We start from the raw sequence: 18,097 nt of genomic DNA, 5'->3' as shown, positions 1-18,097 counted from the left end.
CCTGATTTAATGCTTTCCATGGTTCAAATAAGTTATTAATCACGATTAATGATTTATTTGAGCTGTGGAAGGTAAACGCGGTTCTGAATGTCTCTTAAAACCTGTCTCAAATATTGACTTCAATCCATGCTAAGTATGAGAAGAAAGAAGATCAAATTAAGAAAGATTTGTTAGAGCGCATTAACTAAAAAATAAAGATAAAGCTACTGAATTTTTCAATAAATTTGGTAGCTTTTTTATTGCTAAGACACAAGAGCAACAACTTTAAGTGGTGCAAACGAAAGCCTAGCATAAACAATGCTATAATTTTTATATACTACTTTTGATATCAAGGGGGGATTTCAAATGAGTAAGGGCGCATGGATTGGCACCATTGCTGTGCTATTAGTTATTGGCTTAGGGGGAGGTGGTTTACTATATGTTAACCATCAATCGCAAGATAGAGAATTAAAGGAAGAACAAGCGAAAAATAGTTCATTATCTAAAAAACTAGATAGTTCAGATAAACGGAAAGAGACTAGTGAGAAAAAGTCGAGTTCGCAACAATCATCATCAAGTATGAGTGAATCATCGGCATCAAGTTCAGAAGAAACCAATCCCAACGAACCAGTTAATTTAACGGTGGCTCAAAAGCGAGCTGTGAATGACTCATTTTTGAGTTGGGCATCAGATAGAGCTAAAATTGGTAACATGGCAGTAACGGAAGTATATTTTGATCATGGTGCAGCTGGTCGCGGGGACTGGTATGCTAATACGCCTGATGGTGAAGTTCAAGTTCAAGATCAGAAGAACCCCGGGGCAGCTGCCTTTCCGATTCATAAAATTGGTGGCTGTGTGTTCTTGACGATGAAGGATGGTTCTACTGGTTACCAGGAAAATGTTGCGGAGTTCTTCGCAGGTGGTTATGGGGTTAAAGCTGATATGAGTCAGCCGGTTACGAAATATATGCTAGGGGATAATGGTAAAGTTTATGAGTTGACCCTAGATAAAGGTGATACGAGCTTAACCTCTGGATTTGGTGAATATACAGATGAAGGACAACGAGGCGACTACAACCCACCATATAGTTTTAAGGTGTCAGAAGATCAAGCTGCCCAGGCCGAGTTACAGAAAATTCTGGCGAATTATCGTTAGGGATTGTGTAGAGTATCAATTTGGAGAAATTCCTAAAAAGCTACTTGCAAACATCCGCCAAAGCGTGTAATTTCTTTATTAGATAATTATTAGAGAAAATGTGATGAAGAGAAGAGTAATTTCTAAGTCGTTTGTCCAGAGAAGGTCGTAAGCTGAGAAGACCACAAGCTAACGGAAATGAAGATGAACTCGGAGCAATAACACTTGTGCAAGCAATTGTTACGGTTAGGCCCGTTAATGTCTCGCTTACAAATTAGTAAGTGATTGAGGTACTTTTTGTAAAAAAGGTACAAAATAAGGTGGTAACGCGAAGCTTTCGTCCTTGGATAAGGGGCGAGGGCTTTTTTATTTGCAAAGGTTCTAGTAGTCAGATGTTTAAACCAGTGGGGAGAAGTATCATGGAAAAAGCAGAGAAAATTCAAATTTTACAAGATTTAATTGGTATTAATACCGTTAATGGTAATGAGTTGCCAATTGCAACGTACATCCAGCAGTTATTGGCCAAGCATAATATTACTGCCACTATTGATGAATTTGGGGATGGTCGTGCAAATTTACAAGCGACTATTGGTCATGAGAATGCTGATGACAAAGTGTTAGTATTCTCAGGTCATCAAGATACGTATCAATTGATGATGAATCAGCCTGGCAACAACCACCATTTGGTGCGCAAATTGTTGGTGATAAGCTCTACGGTCGTGGCGCAGCCGATATGAAGAGTGGCTTAGCTGCAGAAATCATTGCCCTGATTGAGTTATCTGAAAATTCTGAGGTGACGTTAAATGGTACATTGCGCTTTATTGCCACGGCGGGTGAAGAATTAGGTGCTCAAGGTGCTTATCGTTTAAACAAGCAACATGCTATTGATGATGCAGATGCCTTAGTGATTGGTGAGCCAACTGATGGCAAGATTATTTATGCTCATTCAGGTTAACTTAGAAAAGGATTTGTTTGCGGATGCCCCTGAAGATCCTTACTTAGGCAATGTCCAACACAGTGTGACTGTGATTCGCGGTGGTGAGCAGGTAAATACTATTCCTGCTACGGCAGAATTACTTGGCAATATTCGTCCAACACAAGTATTTGATAACCAACAGGTAATTGTGCGGCTTGAAGAGACCTTGGCTAAGTTAAACAAACAATATGATGCTAAATTAACATTGGAAATCATTCATAATTTTGAGCCAGTTGAGACACCAAGTGACCATGAGTTTATTGAAATCGTTAAGCAGGCTGCTCAGGATACATTTACTGATCGTGAAGCCGAATTGTCAACAATGAACGGGGCGACGGATGCCAGCGTCTTCGTTAAGAATAATCCCGGATTACCAACTGTTATTCTAGGAGCAGATGGGGATAAGTCTTCACACCAATTGAATGAATACACAACGATTAGCAGTTACTTGTCATTGATTGAGACGTACCAACAAATTGCACGTGAGTTCTTAAAATAGAATAAATCGACACGCCACATAATAATAGGCTTTAAAAAGCGTATATTATATGGCGTTTTTTGTACCCAACTAAATAAATGCAATGTCAGTAATGCTTACAAAATAGTTGACTCGATAGTTTTATGTGAATATTATTAGGAATAAAATAATTGCATGAGAAATGGAGGCACCCTAGTATGCAAAACTTTAGTCAACGGCAAATCACTGCTAACATCGTCAAAGGTTCTTTGGGGAATATGATTGAATGGTTTGATTGGTACATCTATGCGTCATTTACGATTTATTTCGCACCCTCTTTTTTTCCAAGTACAGATCAGACCACAAAACTGTTGAGTGCGGCAGGTGTCTTTGCGGTTGGCTTTTTGATGCGACCTTTGGGTAGTTTGCTTATGGGAAAGTTTGCTGACATACATGGTCGACGGTCCGCTCTGACATTGTCAGTGACGATTATGGCAACTTGTTCAATGATTATTGCGTTGGTACCAAGTTATCAAACGATTGGTATTTTTGCCCCAACTATCTTAATTCTTGTGCGAATGATTCAAGGACTGTCATTAGGTGGTGAGTATGGTATCTCAGCAACCTATCTATCAGAAATGGCCTCGCCAAGTCGGCGTGGTTATTATGCATCCTTTCAATACGTGACGTTGATTAGTGGTCAACTAGCTGCCTTAGCGATTCAGGGAATTTTGCAATTTTTCTTGAGCGAACCAGAACTACGCGCATGGGGATGGCGTATTCCATTTGTCATCGGTGCGTTAGGGGCTGTTTTAGTTCTTTATCTGCGTTTATCAATGGACGAGACGCAACAGTTTGAATCGACTGCTAATCAAAAAGATAAAACTTCTCGTGGCTCATTACGTGCACTGATGCAATATCCGGGTCAAGTGCTGACAGTGATTGGCTTGACCTTTGGAGGAACGATTGCCTTTTATACGTATACGACGTACATGCAAAAGTACATGATCAATACGCTCGGATTACCTAATCGCACAGTCACAGCGATTAATTTCTTAGCGCTATTTATTTTTATGGCTCTCCAACCATTGTTTGGTGCTATTTCAGATAGAATTGGACGTAAACCGTTGTTGTATTGGTTTGGTATTATGGGTACGTTGCTAACGGTGCCAATATTTGTCGGATTGAAGTACTTCTCAAGTCCCCTGATGGCTTTTCTATTAATGTTGGGTGGCTTACTGATTGTCAGTGGTTATACATCTATTAATGCCATTGTGAAGGCGGAAATGTTCCCGACTGAAATTAGAGCGTTAGGAGTTGGGTTACCATACGGTTTAACAGTCGCTCTCTTTGGTGGAACAGTTGAATATGTCGCTCTTTGGACTAAGAGTATTGGTCATGAGAATATTTTCTTCTTTTATGTTTCCTTTGCGGTGCTAGTCAGTTTGTTAGTTTACGTCCGGATGCTTGAAACTTCAAAGAGTTCCCATTTAGAAAAATAAATAAGTACAAATGAGTTGGAACCATTTTTTCGGTTTCATCTCTTTTTTTAAACCTGCTAATTTGAGGGACATATGTAACCAGTTGCGCAGGCGCAAATGTTATAATTTGCACAGGTGAGAAAAAAGAAAAATCGCTTGTTGTGAGTATTCTAACCGTGCGACAATAGTAGCAGCATTTGTATAAAAAAGGTATTTCGTGAGAGGGGAAAACATGTTAATCGCTATTAATGTATTAAGCATCCTGGTATTTATCGGGGTGGCTTATCTATTTTCGAATGATAAAAAGAATGTACAGTGGAAATCTGTCGGTATCGTTCTGGTACTAGAGGTATTTTTGGCTTGGTTTTTTACACAGTTCAAAGCCGGTCAAATTGCTGTGCAAGGAGCTGCTGACGGCTTTAATTGGCTGGTCGATGTGGCATCAGAAGGTATCGCATTTGCGTTACCAGATTGGTTAACGGCCAACAATGGTGGTCCTAATTTCGTAACTTCGGCTTTGCTACCAATTTTGCTAGTTGTGCCATTATTCGATATTTTAACTTATTTTGGTATTCTACCATGGATTATTAAGTGGATTGGAAAGGCATTGACGTTCATTACCGGACAACCTAAGTTTGAGGCATTTTTCTCAATTGAAATGATGTTCTTGGGTAATACAGAGGTATTGGCAGTTTCTAAGAATCAGTTAGAGCGAATGTCAGCGAGACGTAATTTTACCCTAGCCATGATGTCGATGAGTTGTGTGACGTCAGCCATCATCGGTTCATATACGCAATGGTACCAGGAGAATACGTTTTGACAGCCGTACCACTAAACATCTTAGGAGCTATCGTGATTACGGCAATTTTGAATCCAACCAAGGTTGAACCTGAAGACGATGTAATTGTTAAGGTTGATTCACAAAGCGGTAAGAAAGAACCATTTTTCTCATTCTTGGGAGATTCAATTCTTGGTGCAGGTAAGTTGATCTTAATTATTACCGCAACGGTTATTTCTTTCGTTGCTTTGGCTGCATTAATTGACCGTTTATTTAGTTTGACTGGCTTCAACTGGTTGACGCTTGAAAACATCTTCGGTGTTATTATGTTCCCATTTGCTTGGTTGCTAGGTTTCAATGTGCAAGATGCCTTCCAAATGGCCCAATATATGGGAACCAAGTTAGTGACGAACGAGTTCGTGGTGATGGGAGATATCTCAAAGGCAATTATGGCAAGCAAGGGACTATTTTCTAGTGAACATGCTCGAATTGTGATGACTGTATTCCTAACGAGTTTCGCTAACTTTGGAACGATTGGTATGATTCTAGGTGCCTTTAAAGGACTAGTTAATAAGGAAAAGAATGAATATATCAGTTCACGTGTCGGTTATATGCTATTGTCTGGTGTACTTGTTTCATTGCTTTCAGCTGCAACAGCTGGTTTGTTCGTTTGGTAAACATTAGTTAGGGTCGTTAACGATTTAAAGGAGGAATGTCATGCCATCTGTAATATTAGATATGGATCCGGGTATTGATGATGCAGCTGCCATTGCGGTGGCGGTTAATCATACAGATTTAGATGTTAAGTTAATTACGACGGTTGCTGGCAATGTTTCGGTAGATAAGACAACTAAAAATACGTTGAAGTTATTGTCATTTTTTAATAAGGATATTCCGGTAGCGATGGGAGCAAAGGCCCCCTTGAAAAAGGAATTTGTAGATGCGTCTGCCATCCATGGCAGTTCTGGTATGCCGGGGTATGATTTTCCTGAACCCCAAAAGAAACCCATTGATCTAGCGGCGGTTGAAGCTATTCACCAAGTGATTGCACAAACGGACGAAAAAATAACATTGATTGCAACTGGGTCATACACCAATATTGCCGAATTTATCCAACAATATCCCAATGATTTAGATCAGGTGGAACAGTTGATTTTAATGGGTGGTAGTATTTCAGGTGGTAATTGTAGTTCAGTTGCTGAGTTTAATGTCTTTACTGATCCGGATGCAGCGAAAATCGTATTCGAAGCGCCAATCGAAAAGACGATGATTGGTTTGGATGTGACGCTCAAAGCATTGATCACGCCGGCTACTCTTAATACGATCAAGGACATGGGAAAGTCAGGCGACATGTTGTATAAAATTATTGCAGCTTATGAGGATATTCATGCGGGTGGTAAACCCATGCATGATGTGAATACGATTCTGTATGCACTTGAGCCAGAGTTAATTGTTACCAAGGAAATGAATATTGATGTGGCGACTGATGGCCCAGCAATTGGCGCAACTGTGGCAGACATCCAAAATAGATGGCATCAACCGGGTACGCATAACGCGAAGGTCGGTGTTGATATCGATGCCGAAAAGTTTAATCAATGGTTTATTGAACAGGTAGCGCGCATGCCGCAGTAGATAACAAAGAAAGACCAGAACAAGAGAAATTGTTCTGGTCTTTTTATCTGTCATAATGTATTTAATATTTTTCCAGCAAATCAATTGCTGTTTGTTTGTCCGTAATCAGAACATTAGCATAGCCACCAGTTAAGGCACCGTGAATTGAGATTAATTTCTTTTTGGCGCCAGCAACTAAAATGGAATAGTCTTTTTGACGAAGATTTTCCAGATCAATACCGACAGTGCGGTTATCCAAATCTTGATTAACAATTTGACCGTTTTCATCAATAAAACGTGACATGATATCACCAACGGCACGTTCATGAATGGCATCAATTTCGTCTGGGTTTAGGTAGCCAAGGCCAAATAATTGTTCGTGGTCTTGAATCGTTCCCGTTGTATAAATCGCGATGTTACTTTGCTTCCCAGTTTCATAAATTTCATGAATAAATTTATCCTTAATGACGATATCCTTGGTAATAGCATTATCGAGAAAAGTTGGTAATGGGAGGTTAATCGTATTTGTATGAAAGGCTTGGGCAAACTTCCGGTTAATATCATTGGCGTAATCACTCAAATCTGACTCTGACATCCCACCTTTTAGTTGCACAACCTTAACATGGCGATGTTCATTTGGAATGAGGTGAGTGGCAACAGCGTTTAAAGTGCGTCCCCAACTGATACCGATAATATGGTTATCTTCAACGATGTGATTGAGATATTCTGCAGTTAGTTTTCCTAATTTATCATTGATGATTTGGGTGTCATCGATGAAGTTTTCGGCCACCAAGACGTCTTTTAGCTGATATTTTTTTTTAAGTTGTATTTGTAACAAACTCAAATCTTGTTTGGGGTCCATGACCTTTATTTGGACCAGTCCATTTTCCTTTGCGAAGGTTAATAGGCGAGAAATTGTTGGCCGAGAAATTTTTAATTTTTCAGCAATTTCATTTTGGCTTAGGCCATCCTCATAGTACAAATGGCAAATTTCTAATGCTGTCTGAGTTTTATTGGTAGTTGCTATATTGACCATATTGATTAGGCGCTCCCTGTAGAATTTATGTAAATTATATCACAATTTGGCGGGTTTTCTCAGTCGAATGAACAAAAGTTCAAAATACGTGTTTACATTTGTGCGAAGCTTAGTTACAATAAATTTGTTCATGAGTGATAGCGGTTTTGAAAGCGCTTATCAGTCACGTACCTAAACAGGTGCCTTGATTAACTACTGCAATCAGGGTACATACATGCGGTCGGTAAAACGGCCTTTTAATTTACGATTTTGAGTAAGCGCTTGCAGATTTAATTTAAAAAATAAAACTGTCATTTAACAGTTAGTTATGGTGGTGCTTGCGAACTTCTCAAACAACTCAGCACGATTTATTAAGGAGATATTTTCATGGAAAACAGAAAAACTGCTAATATTTTATGGTTTGATCAGCTACATCGTTCTGATGTTGATTTAGTTGGTGGCAAGTCTTCTTCACTAGGTGAGTTGACTTCTGCAACAGATATTCCGGTACCTTATGGTTTTGCAACAACGACCCATGCGTACCGTGATTTTATGACTAGGACCGGAGCAAACGATAAAATTAAGGTCCTTCTTGATAGTATTGATGATTATGAAAATTCTAAAGAATTACATGAAGCCTGTGCCAAGATTCGCCAGGTGATTACGGACAGTGAAATGCCAGCGGACTTAGTTGCTGAAATTAAGCAATCTTATGCTGACTTGGCTGAAAAAGTTGGTGAAGAATTACCATTCGTGGCGATTCGTTCAAGTGCAACTGCTGAGGACTTACCAGATGCCTCATTTGCTGGTCAGCAAGAATCATACCTTAACATTCAAGGGGGCGATGATGTTGTCCAAAAAATTAAAGAATGTTATGCCTCGCTATTTACGGAACGCGCAACTTATTACCGTCATAAGCAAAACTTTCCCCATGATCAAGTGGCATTGTCAGCAACGATTCAAATGATGGTCTTTTCTAAGGCAGCTGGCGTGATGTTTTCAGTGAATGTCGGTACTGGCGATGATACAAAGATTATTGTCGATAGTGTTTGGGGACTAGGTGAGTACCTTGTCCAAGGAACGGTTACGCCAGATGACTTTATTGTTGATAAAGAGACGCTGAAAATTGTTTCTAAGGATGTAACAACTAAGAACATTGCCTTGAAACGACTACCGGATGGTGGTGTTGAAGAGCAAACCCTTTCGGCAGAACAAGCGAACCAACCGTCATTAACGGACGAACAGGTGCAAGAATTGGCTGGTTATGCGAAAGTCATTGAAAAGCACTACGGTTGCTACATGGATATGGAATTTGCCTTGGATGAAAAAACAAACAAATTGTGGTTAGTTCAGGCACGACCAGAGACAGTTTGGTCACAAAAAAATAAAAAACAATCAACTGAGAAAGAGGAACGGCCAATGACTTCAAATGAAAATCAAACAGTGCTTGTAAAAGGTCTACCAGCCAGTCCTGGTATTGCTGCTGGTAAAGTTCATGTAATTGAAAATCCGGAAGATATCGATCAGTTTGAAGCCGGTGAAATATTAGTTACTGCAATGACCTCTCCTGATTGGGTGCCGGTGATGAAGAAGGCTAAGGCTATTATTACAAATAATGGTGGCCGGACTTGTCACGCAGCGATTGTGTCACGTGAAATGCAAATTCCATGTTTGGTGGGTACGATCAGTCGCGGTGTTGCCGCCACGGACGTACTAAAAACTGGGGATGTTATCACGGTTGATGCTAAAAATGGTATCGTCTATGATGGCGAGGTGCAATCAATCTTAGCACCAGCTAAACAAGCTCCTGCTGTTGGTGAAATTGTTCAACAAGCTGAGTACTTTGCACCAACAGCCACCCAAGTCATGATGAACTTAGGTGATCCTGAATTGGCAGAAAAGTATGCCGACTTGCCTGCTGATGGGGTTGGTTTGATGCGTGAAGAATTCATTTGGACAAGTTACATTCATGAGCATCCTTTATATTTGATTAAACAAGGTAAATCTGAAAAAGTTATTGAGATGTTAGCTGAAGGTATCAGCAAAGTTGCGCGTGCGATGAGCCCACGCTCAGTTGTCCTACGCTTATCAGATTTCAAGTCTAGTGAGTACCGTAATCTAAAGGGTGGTGAGGAATTTGAGCCACACGAACCAGCTGATCTATTAGGTTGGCGAGGGGCATCACGTTATTATGATCCTAATTTTATTGAGGCTTTCAAACTTGAATTAGCCGCAGTGAAAAAGGTGCGTGAAGAATTTGGCTTAACTAATTTGAACGTGATGTTGCCATTCGTGAGAACAGTGACTGAAGCGCAAAAAGTAACTGATATTATGGCCGCCGCTGGCTTGGTTCGCTCAGCAGACTTTAAAGTCTACATGATGGCTGAAATTCCAGCTAATATTATTTTGGCGGATCAATTTAATCAATTTGTTGATGGTTATTCAATCGGCTCAAATGACCTAACGATGTTGTTACTTGGATTAGATCGTAACAATGATACGGTTTCATCATTATTTGATGAGCGTAATCTAACCGTTAAACGTGCCATTGCACATTTGATTGCAGCCGCACATAAAGATGGTAAAACCGTTTCAATTTGTGGCCAAGCACCATCGCAATACCCTGAGTTCACTGAATTCTTAATTCAACAGGGAATTGATTATGTATCTGTTAACCCAGATATGGTCAAAACAACGAAACGTAATGTGGCTCATTTTGAACAACGAGTGCTATTGGATAAAGCAACTGGTAAAGGTCGGCAAGACCAAACAAATTATCAATGGTAAACAATAGTCATTTAATAAGAAGGTGATTGATCGCATAGTAATGTAAAACAGACATAAAACATACTTCTCCTATAAACAGCCCCACGTCATTCTATCTGCGTGGGGCTGTTTTAACTTGTCTGCATACGTTATCTTAGTATAAAAAATGGCCGGAACTTTATTTTGTTCCAACCACTTTATTTGGTATTTAATTAAATAATCTTACCTTCATAAATACGAGTTGCGATACTCATAAAGTTAAAGGTTGCTAGTTCATCGGTTGAACGAACATATGAAGCTGGGCCAATTGCAGGCATCAAGTTGATTGGCTTAGCTTCCCAATCACCGTCAAAGAAAGCAACTGATGGTCGACCTAAAGCAGCAGCGTAGCCAAGCTCAAAGGCAGTACCGCTATCTTCGTTACCAGCAGTAATGACTCCTAAGGTGACATCTGTATTTTGAATAGCAGTAATATCAGCATTGTAAGTAGCTACGGCCCAAGTATAGTCAGGGTCAAAATCACCGTTTTCATCAAATGCTTGGCCACCGAATTGGTTCAACAATGGCACGTGGACATAACTAATGGTTGGATTATTGTTCAATGCTTTGTATGCCGCAAGCAATGTTTCTATTTGACGATCTGAAAACCAACCGGCTCCCAAATAGATGGTACGTGCACCAGGTATTTTTTTAACGTCTGAGGCGTCATCGCGGATGTCTTCTAATTGTTGAATCAATTCGTCCATACTTAACATATTTAATACTCCCAAAATTTTATTTATTCGTTAACTATTCCATTATGCCATGTGAGCATAAGAAATGGGTATTGAAAAATTAAATTTAGAGATTTTTAACCACAATATCTTTACGTAAAAAAGGGATTGTAACATTATTATTTACGTAATTCACATGAAATAACTACGAAGCTTCGGTAAAATCGATACATTCATTTTATACAATATAGGTGTCGTAAGGAGCAATATCCTAATGCTATGACCAACAGCCAATTGTGAGTAAAATCTGCTCTTTGCGACTATGACAGACATCAGCCGCAGTAGAAGGAGTTTGTGATGAAAAAAAGACTATTTTTGATGAGTGTAGCAGGATTGGCTTTTGCTGGTAAGATTACGAATTGGCAATAAGTTGGTGGTCAGAATAAAAAAATTTCGCTGATCAACCGGGCACAAGGTTCTGGTACACGTTTCACCTTTGAGAAAGAAGTGATGGATGGTCAGGAAACAAAAACATCACAGGAACAAGATGATAATGGTGCGGAACAAAAGATTGTCTCTAAGACAGCTGGGGCTATTTCATACTTAGCTTTTTCATATACGGCTGGTGATCAGGCCAAGAATCTAAAGCCGATTGCGATTGACAAAGTTAGGCCAACTGAAAAGAATGTTAAGAATAATAAGTGGTCAATTTGGGCATACGAGCACATGTATACAACCAAGAAGCCTGATAAAAATACCACTAAGTTTATTAAATTTGTTAAATCAAAGGACATGAAAAGTACAGTTAAGAAATTGGGTTATATACCAGTGAATGATATGAAAGTAATTAAGAATGCCGATGGTGATGTCACTAAGAAGTAACTCAGCTATAAAATAAAATGAGTAGTAGGCAACGCCGTTTTGGGGTTGCTTTTTATATGATGAAAGATGTTTTCTGAGCACAAAACGCTTACAATAGTAATATACGTTGTAAGGGGGGGAATATAAGATGAAAAATGATGTGCGGTGGGATAAGGCGTTGTATACGACTGATACGTATAATGAAGAAGGTTTGGCTGGCCATGCTTATGCTAAAGAGGGGATTGAGGTACAGACTAGTAGCCCGTTAAACGATAATCCTGGTACGAATCCGGAACAATTGTTGGGGATGTCATTGTGTACTTGCTTAGTTGGCACGATGGAAGTTATTCTAAAAGAGCATAAAATTGATGCACAACCAAAGGCACATGCAAAGATTGCATATGTTAAAGGGAAGGGACGGAATGAGTTCCTAGTTCATGTGCAAGTTACTGTACCAGGCCAGACGTTATCACAAACACGGGCGTTGGTGTCGGAGGTTGAAAACCGTTGTTGTGTATCACAGCTATTGAGTGGTAGTGATAATTACAGCATAGAAGCGGTCTTGGAATTAGGTTAAATCAAAAATTAAAAATGATATGACGGATGACAATTAATGTGTATCCGTCATATTTTTTTAATCAGATTTGGCAATTTTTGATTTGTCTACCCCTTTTTGATAGAAAAAGTGACCAAAAGTATGGTGCCTAATCTGTTATAAAGGTTATTAATATAAGGGATAATTCTAAACTATGGCTAATTAAAGGATTCCTCTGGTCATATTACGATAGTTGAGGTGGTATGGTAACAAAAAATACAACCAAGGGAGTTTAATATGTCTGAGGAACTCATCCATCATTGGGAACAATATGAACCAATCATTAGTGGTGTATTGATGACGGGGCACATTGATTGGCGAAATATGTACTTTGATGATTATCGGCAGGAGTTGCGTTTGTTAATTTTGAAACGTTTGTTGGCGGGAGAACAGTTAGCGCCGACCAATAATTCTCAATTGTTTCGTTGGCTATTGTGGCGTCTACGTGATATGCAACGCAGTAACCAAAAGTATGAAGAGCGCCATGATTTGGTGCTAACAGTACCTGAAGTTATTCAGATTGAGGATGCTTTTGAACAAATTGATTTGCTAGTAACGATTGAACGTCTCTTAAATAAACAATCACGTACGCAAATCGTTCAGCAACTATTATATGATTTGTTGAAATATCCGGACGATTTGGTTACAAAAAGGTGTATTCGCTTAGGAATTCAGCGGATGACCTATTACCGACAATTAAAATTAGTACAGCAAATGATCAATAAAAATCATATTGCATAAAATACCAATAAAGGAACGAATAATTATGACACATGCAATCATAATTTCAGAAAAGGGCTACTCAAAGGAAATCTTGGGGCAGTTAACGGAAACAAGTGATATTTGTCCTCATGAAACGATGCTAATTGTTGCTGCCCATGATCGTTATCAACGGTCGGCATCACGAGTATATTATGCAGATGGTACGGTTGTGGATACATTACAGTCTACTAATCGATTAATGGAGCAATTGGAAAATGAGACGGGATACCAACGGCGTGATCAGGTAGAAGCCTATTATTGTTTATTGCCAACAGAATTACGTGGTCAGATGCGTAGTTGGGTGATGCAAAATCATGCTTTCGTACCCGTTACAAGTTATAAAAGTGGCCCGACAACTTGGATTAATGCACGACATATTGTTGATGTGCAGACACGAGGTATGCGGACAAGTGTACTATTGCGTGATGGATCAGTGGTTCAAATTGCCAAACACAAGGATAAGTTCATTAAGCAGTTGGTAGCAACCAAGGTAGTCAGCTTGTGGATGACCCAATATACTTTTGGTCATGGTGACCGATTTGATAAAATGCTATTATCATGTGTGAGGTGGCCAAAGCAAGTGCCACAACATGTCGATCGATTACGTTTGATAGAATGGATCGTTATTCTTAAATTGGAAAGTTTATTAAGATGTTCATTGGATGCGATAACTAAAAAGATGATTCGGGGTGTTATTGCCTATTTAATGAAGCGGATTGAGGAAAAATAAATCGAGGGTAGGGAGGTAACGGTAATGGAGTATTTTCAAGTCATGCAAACACCTTTAGGCAAGTTGACCTTGCTAAGCGATGGTCAGGCACTGTTAGGGTGTTGGTTTGAAAACCAAAAACATTTTGGTGGTAAGTATGATTTAACTGAAGCAGAAGAGACGAATACGTTGGTGTTACAAAAAGCGCAACAATGGGTAACTGATTATTTTGCTGGGAAAGCACCGGATGTTGCGACAATTCCCCTTAAGCTCAAGGTCAGTCCATTTCAGCAACAGGTGTTACAAGCGTTACAGCAATTACCCTATGGTCAGACGGCCACTTACAAGCAAATCTGTCATTTGATAACGGATGATGAACAGCGAGCGCAAAATTTATCACGTGCTGTTGGTCATGCCGTTGGGGCCAATCCATTTATGATTTTTATTCCTTGTCATCGTGTGGTGGGTAGTGATGGTTCGTTGACCGGTTATGCAGGGGGACTCGCGCGCAAGAAAGCTTTGTTGAATTTAGAACAGGCAACGTTTTAGTTAGGAATGACAACCGGACTCAAAGCATTTCTTGTCACACTCTGCATAAACGTGCTCCAAGTAGCTGAATTCTCAATGTAAGGCAATTAATGGTATTCTTGTTCTTCGCGTTGCTCCGCCCAAAAACACCATTAATAACCTTACAACCGAATTCAAAGCGCTACTTGTCACACTCTGCATAAACGCCTTCCAACAAGCAGCATTCCTTATATAAGCCCAATTTTGCACCAGCCGCTTGCAGCGCCAGGGAACAAAACAGGTCTTATACCGGAATGCAAAGCACTTGTTGTCATGCTCTGCTTTTACTAACTTAAGGAAAGTATGTTAATATGTAAGTGAAATGAAGCACTTGCTTCATAGCACAATAAGAATAATAGAGGGAGTACAAATAATGACATTAGAATTTGCACACAAATTAGGCTTAGGAACTAATAAAGTCGGTGGTCACAACTTATTTGATAATCTAGATGAACAAGATGGTTATGACTTAGTACGTGCTGCACTAGATGCAGGCATTAACGTGTTGGATACAGCTTTTGTTTATGGTTTGGGACGTTCCGAAGAAATTATTGGGGATGTTATCCAAGATTATGATCGTAGCAAGATCATTATTGCAACGAAGGGTGCTCAAAATCCAGATAAGGATTATGAGCCAGATAACAGTCCAGAGTTTTTGGTTAAAACAGTTGAAGAATCTTTGAAGCGTTTGAAGACAGACTACATTGATATCTTCTATATTCATTTCCCAGATGATACATCTGATAAATTAGCAGCGGTCGAGGCTCTTGATAAGTTGAAGCAAGAGGGTAAGATTCGTGCTATTGGGGTATCAAACTTTAGTTTTGATCAATTGAAGGAAGCCAATGCTACTGGTAAGGTTGACTTTGATGAGGATTACTATAGTTTAGCTCATCGTGACCAGGAGCAAGAACGTTTTGATTACTTGCGTGAAAATGGCATTAGCTTCGTTCCTTACTTCCCACTAGAATCAGGATTACTAACAGGTCGTTATGGTGCTGATGATCGTGATAAGTTTGATCGTTTAGATGATGCAAAGTTTGATCAAATTATTAAAGGACTTGATGTCCTAAAGCAAGTTGCTGATGCACATGATGCAACTTTGACACACACAGTATTGGCATGGTACATGGCTAATCCAAATATCGGACTAGTTATTCCAGGTGCACGTAATGGTGAACAAGCAACTGATTTAGCAAAGTCAATTGATGTTCATATAACGGCAGACGAATATAACGCTATTGATAAGGCATTTAAAGCTTAATGAAAAAAACCATTCAGTATTTTGGCTGAATGGTTTTTTTATTGGTTAATTTCGATTTTGAAAGAACTAATATCTCCACGATATTTAGTTAGGGCATATTCTACGGGCACATCTTGGTTGGTATAAGTGACTGTATGAAAGTAAAATAAGGGATCATTCAAGGTAATACCTAATAATGCTGCAGTTGTTTCATCTGCGCGTAGTAATTCAAGCTCTCGGGATGCATGTGTCATATAGAGATCATGTGCTTCATATATATGTAATACAGATTCTTTTTCAAAATCATGTTGGTCAAAATCAGGAATATATTTCGTTGGGATATATGATGTCGACAATAAAATCGGCTTGTCATCAGCATAACGTAAACGTGTTAATGCAAAAACAGTGTCTTTATCAGCTAAGTGCAACTCAGACTGAATTTCTGGCGTGACGGTCATTTTGGTTAAACTAATCACCTTGGTCTTGGGAACAACTCCCTTTTCGTCCATTTCATCAGAATAACTTTTAATGACATGCGTGAAACCTTGTTCAATTTTGGTTGCTTTCACCCAAGTACCAAGTTTTTTGCGACGCGCTAAATAACCTTCATTGACTAATACTTGAATGGCTTGGCGGATGGTTGGTCGACTGACTTGGAATTGTTCGACTAAATCCATCTCTTTTGGGATAAAACTATGTAAAGGATAGGTCCCGTCTTGGATACGGGTCAGGATTTTATTGGCGATGTTACGGTATTTTGCTTGTGTCATGTTTGCCTCGGGATAATATTTTGTGGTGGTGTTTGTTTAATCAAGTTTAGTTGTTTAACGACTATTATAATATATTAACTGGCTTGTTGCATGTGATGGCAGGTCAGTTAACTCTTTTACGAGTTAGTGGTTACTTGTTTTGTATAAAGAATGTTAGCATTATACTAACGGTTGTAAGCGATTACAAAGCAAGGGAAGGGACTTTAATGACGATTAATCTTTTAGTTAATAAAGAGGGAACCAAAATTAGTAAGTATTTATACGGTCAATTTTCTGAACACTTGGGGAGAGGTATCTATGAAGGTATCTATGTTGGCGAAAATTCGGATATACCGAATGTAAATGGTATGAGAACTGATGTCGTTAACGCACTGAAAGATATCCATGTCCCAGTTTTGCGTTGGCCAGGTGGGGTATTTGCGGATACGTATAACTGGCGCGATGGTATTGGACCAAAAGATCAAAGAAAAAAGATTGTTAATACTAATTGGGGCAATGTCACAGAAGATAATTCTTTTGGTACGCATGAATATTTTGAATTATTAGACCAGATAGGGGCCGAACCTTATATTGCGGTCAATATGGGTAGTGGTAGCATTCGTGAAATGGCTGAATGGGTGGAGTATGTGACTATGCCTGGTCAATCACCAATGGCCGATTTACGTAGAAAAAATGGTCGTCAAGAACCTTGGAAATTGCGCTTTCTGGGGATTGGTAATGAAGCTTGGGGAGGTGGTGGCCAGATGCGGCCAGAGTTTTACTCGGACCTATATCGACGATACCAAAGCTTTGTTCCCCAGTATGATGATGAACCCATGTATAAGGTTGCTTGCGGACCAAGTGAAGATGATTATGAATGGACTGATAAGGTGATGCAGATTGCAGGACCATTTTTGGCCGGATTAAGTTTGCACTACTATACGTTACCTGCTGGTGAAGATTGGCAATCTAGTAAAACATCTGCAACTGGATTCAGTGAAGAGTTGTGGTGGCGAACGATTGACCGTACGAAGAAGATGGATGAAATTATTACGAAACATTCAGCAATCATGGATAAATATGATCCAGAACAAGAAAAAAATTTGGTCATAGATGAGTGGGGAACTTGGTATGACGTTGAAAAAGGTACCAATCCCGGTTTCTTATATCAACAAAACACGATTCGTGATGCTATGGTGGCAGCAATCAACTTAAATATTTTTCATAAACATGCCAAGCGACTTTATATGGCAAATATCGCGCAAACAGTTAATGTCTTGCAAGCGATGTTGTTAACTGATGGTGACCAGATGATTAAGACACCCACTTACTATGTCTTTGATATGTATCAAAATCATATGGATGCCGAATTTGTTGAAGGATTTGGTGAGATGCCAGCAAATGTATCGTACACAGCATCAAAGAAGGATGGCCAATTAACAATTTCCATTGTTAATTATAATTTGGAAGGCTCAGAAGAATTGACATTTTCATTTGAAAATCAATTTCATTCGGTTTTATCTGCCAAAATTTTAACCGCTGATGAAATGGATGCCCATAATACTTTTGATCATCCAGAAAAAATTCATGAAGACAAAACAACTGATTATAAGCTACTAAATGGTGATTTTGTTATTAATGTACCAAATAAAAGTGTTGTCACAATTGTCTTACGATAATTAAAAATTTTGGGTATTGTTA

At 39.2% G+C, this 18,097-nt stretch carries 13 protein-coding genes, 3 pseudogenes and 1 other annotated feature; of the genes and pseudogenes, 13 read left to right on the top strand and 3 right to left on the bottom strand.

Annotated elements, in window-relative coordinates:
- The first annotated feature begins 345 nt into the window (after positions 1 to 345).
- The 5 genes and pseudogenes from NGR58_RS06180 (at position 346) to rihC (ending at position 6,437) form a co-directional block, all read left to right on the top strand.
- The gene (locus tag NGR58_RS06180; RefSeq protein ID WP_258088732.1) at positions 346 to 1,134 is read left to right on the top strand and encodes a hypothetical protein; all 789 of its coding nucleotides are present in this window, start codon (positions 346 to 348) and stop codon (positions 1,132 to 1,134) included.
- Positions 1,135 to 1,228: 94 nt separating this feature from the next.
- Positions 1,229 to 1,461: a binding site (T-box leader), on the top strand.
- 71 nt (positions 1,462 to 1,532) lie between these two features.
- Positions 1,533 to 2,588: pseudogene (locus NGR58_RS06175) on the top strand (M20/M25/M40 family metallo-hydrolase).
- 176 nt (positions 2,589 to 2,764) lie between these two features.
- Positions 2,765 to 4,048, top strand: coding sequence for an MFS transporter (locus NGR58_RS06170; RefSeq protein WP_258088731.1), 1,284 nt, complete (start codon positions 2,765 to 2,767; stop codon positions 4,046 to 4,048).
- A gap of 211 nt (positions 4,049 to 4,259) precedes the next feature.
- Positions 4,260 to 5,482: pseudogene (locus NGR58_RS06165) on the top strand (NupC/NupG family nucleoside CNT transporter).
- A 40-nt stretch (positions 5,483 to 5,522) separates the two neighbouring features.
- Positions 5,523 to 6,437 carry a ribonucleoside hydrolase RihC gene (rihC, locus tag NGR58_RS06160; protein ID WP_258088730.1) on the top strand — a complete coding sequence of 305 codons (915 nt, stop codon included), beginning with the start codon at positions 5,523 to 5,525 and terminating at the stop codon, positions 6,435 to 6,437.
- A gap of 61 nt (positions 6,438 to 6,498) precedes the next feature.
- Here rihC and NGR58_RS06155 read toward each other — a convergent pair whose 3' ends face one another.
- A complete protein-coding gene (locus tag NGR58_RS06155) occupies positions 6,499 to 7,452 on the bottom strand; it encodes a sugar-binding transcriptional regulator (RefSeq protein ID WP_258088729.1) in 954 nt (317 codons plus the stop codon).
- Between the two features lie 366 nt (positions 7,453 to 7,818).
- Here NGR58_RS06155 and ppsA point away from each other — a divergent pair, with 366 nt between their 5' ends.
- A complete protein-coding gene (ppsA, locus tag NGR58_RS06150; RefSeq protein WP_258088728.1) occupies positions 7,819 to 10,218 on the top strand; it encodes a phosphoenolpyruvate synthase in 2,400 nt (799 codons plus the stop codon).
- 191 nt (positions 10,219 to 10,409) lie between these two features.
- On the opposite strand, the gene NGR58_RS06145 is transcribed toward ppsA, so the two are convergent.
- Entirely contained in the window at positions 10,410 to 10,952 is a 543-nt protein-coding gene (locus NGR58_RS06145; RefSeq protein WP_258088727.1) for a nucleoside 2-deoxyribosyltransferase, read from the bottom strand.
- A gap of 402 nt (positions 10,953 to 11,354) precedes the next feature.
- Here NGR58_RS06145 and NGR58_RS06140 point away from each other — a divergent pair.
- From NGR58_RS06140 to NGR58_RS06115, 6 genes and pseudogenes are all read left to right on the top strand, one after another.
- Positions 11,355 to 11,792, top strand: a pseudogene (locus tag NGR58_RS06140) (substrate-binding domain-containing protein); the annotation flags it as partial.
- 127 nt (positions 11,793 to 11,919) lie between these two features.
- On the top strand, positions 11,920 to 12,348 hold the full coding sequence (locus NGR58_RS06135) for an OsmC family protein (RefSeq protein ID WP_258088726.1): 429 nt from the start codon (positions 11,920 to 11,922) through the stop codon (positions 12,346 to 12,348).
- A 255-nt stretch (positions 12,349 to 12,603) separates the two neighbouring features.
- Positions 12,604 to 13,107, top strand: a complete 504-nt coding sequence (locus NGR58_RS06130) for a hypothetical protein (protein WP_258088725.1) — start codon at positions 12,604 to 12,606, stop codon at positions 13,105 to 13,107.
- Between the two features lie 25 nt (positions 13,108 to 13,132).
- Entirely contained in the window at positions 13,133 to 13,858 is a 726-nt protein-coding gene (locus NGR58_RS06125) for a competence protein ComK (protein ID WP_258088724.1), read from the top strand.
- A gap of 24 nt (positions 13,859 to 13,882) precedes the next feature.
- Positions 13,883 to 14,386, top strand: a complete 504-nt coding sequence (locus tag NGR58_RS06120; protein WP_258088723.1) for a methylated-DNA--[protein]-cysteine S-methyltransferase — start codon at positions 13,883 to 13,885, stop codon at positions 14,384 to 14,386.
- A 391-nt stretch (positions 14,387 to 14,777) separates the two neighbouring features.
- On the top strand, positions 14,778 to 15,668 hold the full coding sequence (locus NGR58_RS06115; protein WP_258088722.1) for an aldo/keto reductase: 891 nt from the start codon (positions 14,778 to 14,780) through the stop codon (positions 15,666 to 15,668).
- Between the two features lie 38 nt (positions 15,669 to 15,706).
- Here the strand turns inward: NGR58_RS06115 and NGR58_RS06110 are convergent, their stop codons facing one another.
- Positions 15,707 to 16,417: a GntR family transcriptional regulator gene (locus NGR58_RS06110; protein WP_258088721.1), complete on the bottom strand. Its 711-nt coding sequence runs from the start codon at positions 16,415 to 16,417 to the stop codon at positions 15,707 to 15,709.
- Positions 16,418 to 16,623: 206 nt separating this feature from the next.
- On the opposite strand from NGR58_RS06110, the gene NGR58_RS06105 reads away from it, so the two are divergent.
- Positions 16,624 to 18,075 carry an alpha-N-arabinofuranosidase gene (locus NGR58_RS06105; RefSeq protein ID WP_258088720.1) on the top strand — a complete coding sequence of 484 codons (1,452 nt, stop codon included), beginning with the start codon at positions 16,624 to 16,626 and terminating at the stop codon, positions 18,073 to 18,075.
- Positions 18,076 to 18,097: the final 22 nt, after the last annotated feature.

It is taken from the genome of Weissella fangxianensis, assembly GCF_024718545.1.
GTDB classification, from domain to species: domain Bacteria; phylum Bacillota; class Bacilli; order Lactobacillales; family Lactobacillaceae; genus Weissella; species Weissella fangxianensis.
This window is presented reverse-complemented; position numbering and strand designations above follow the sequence as displayed.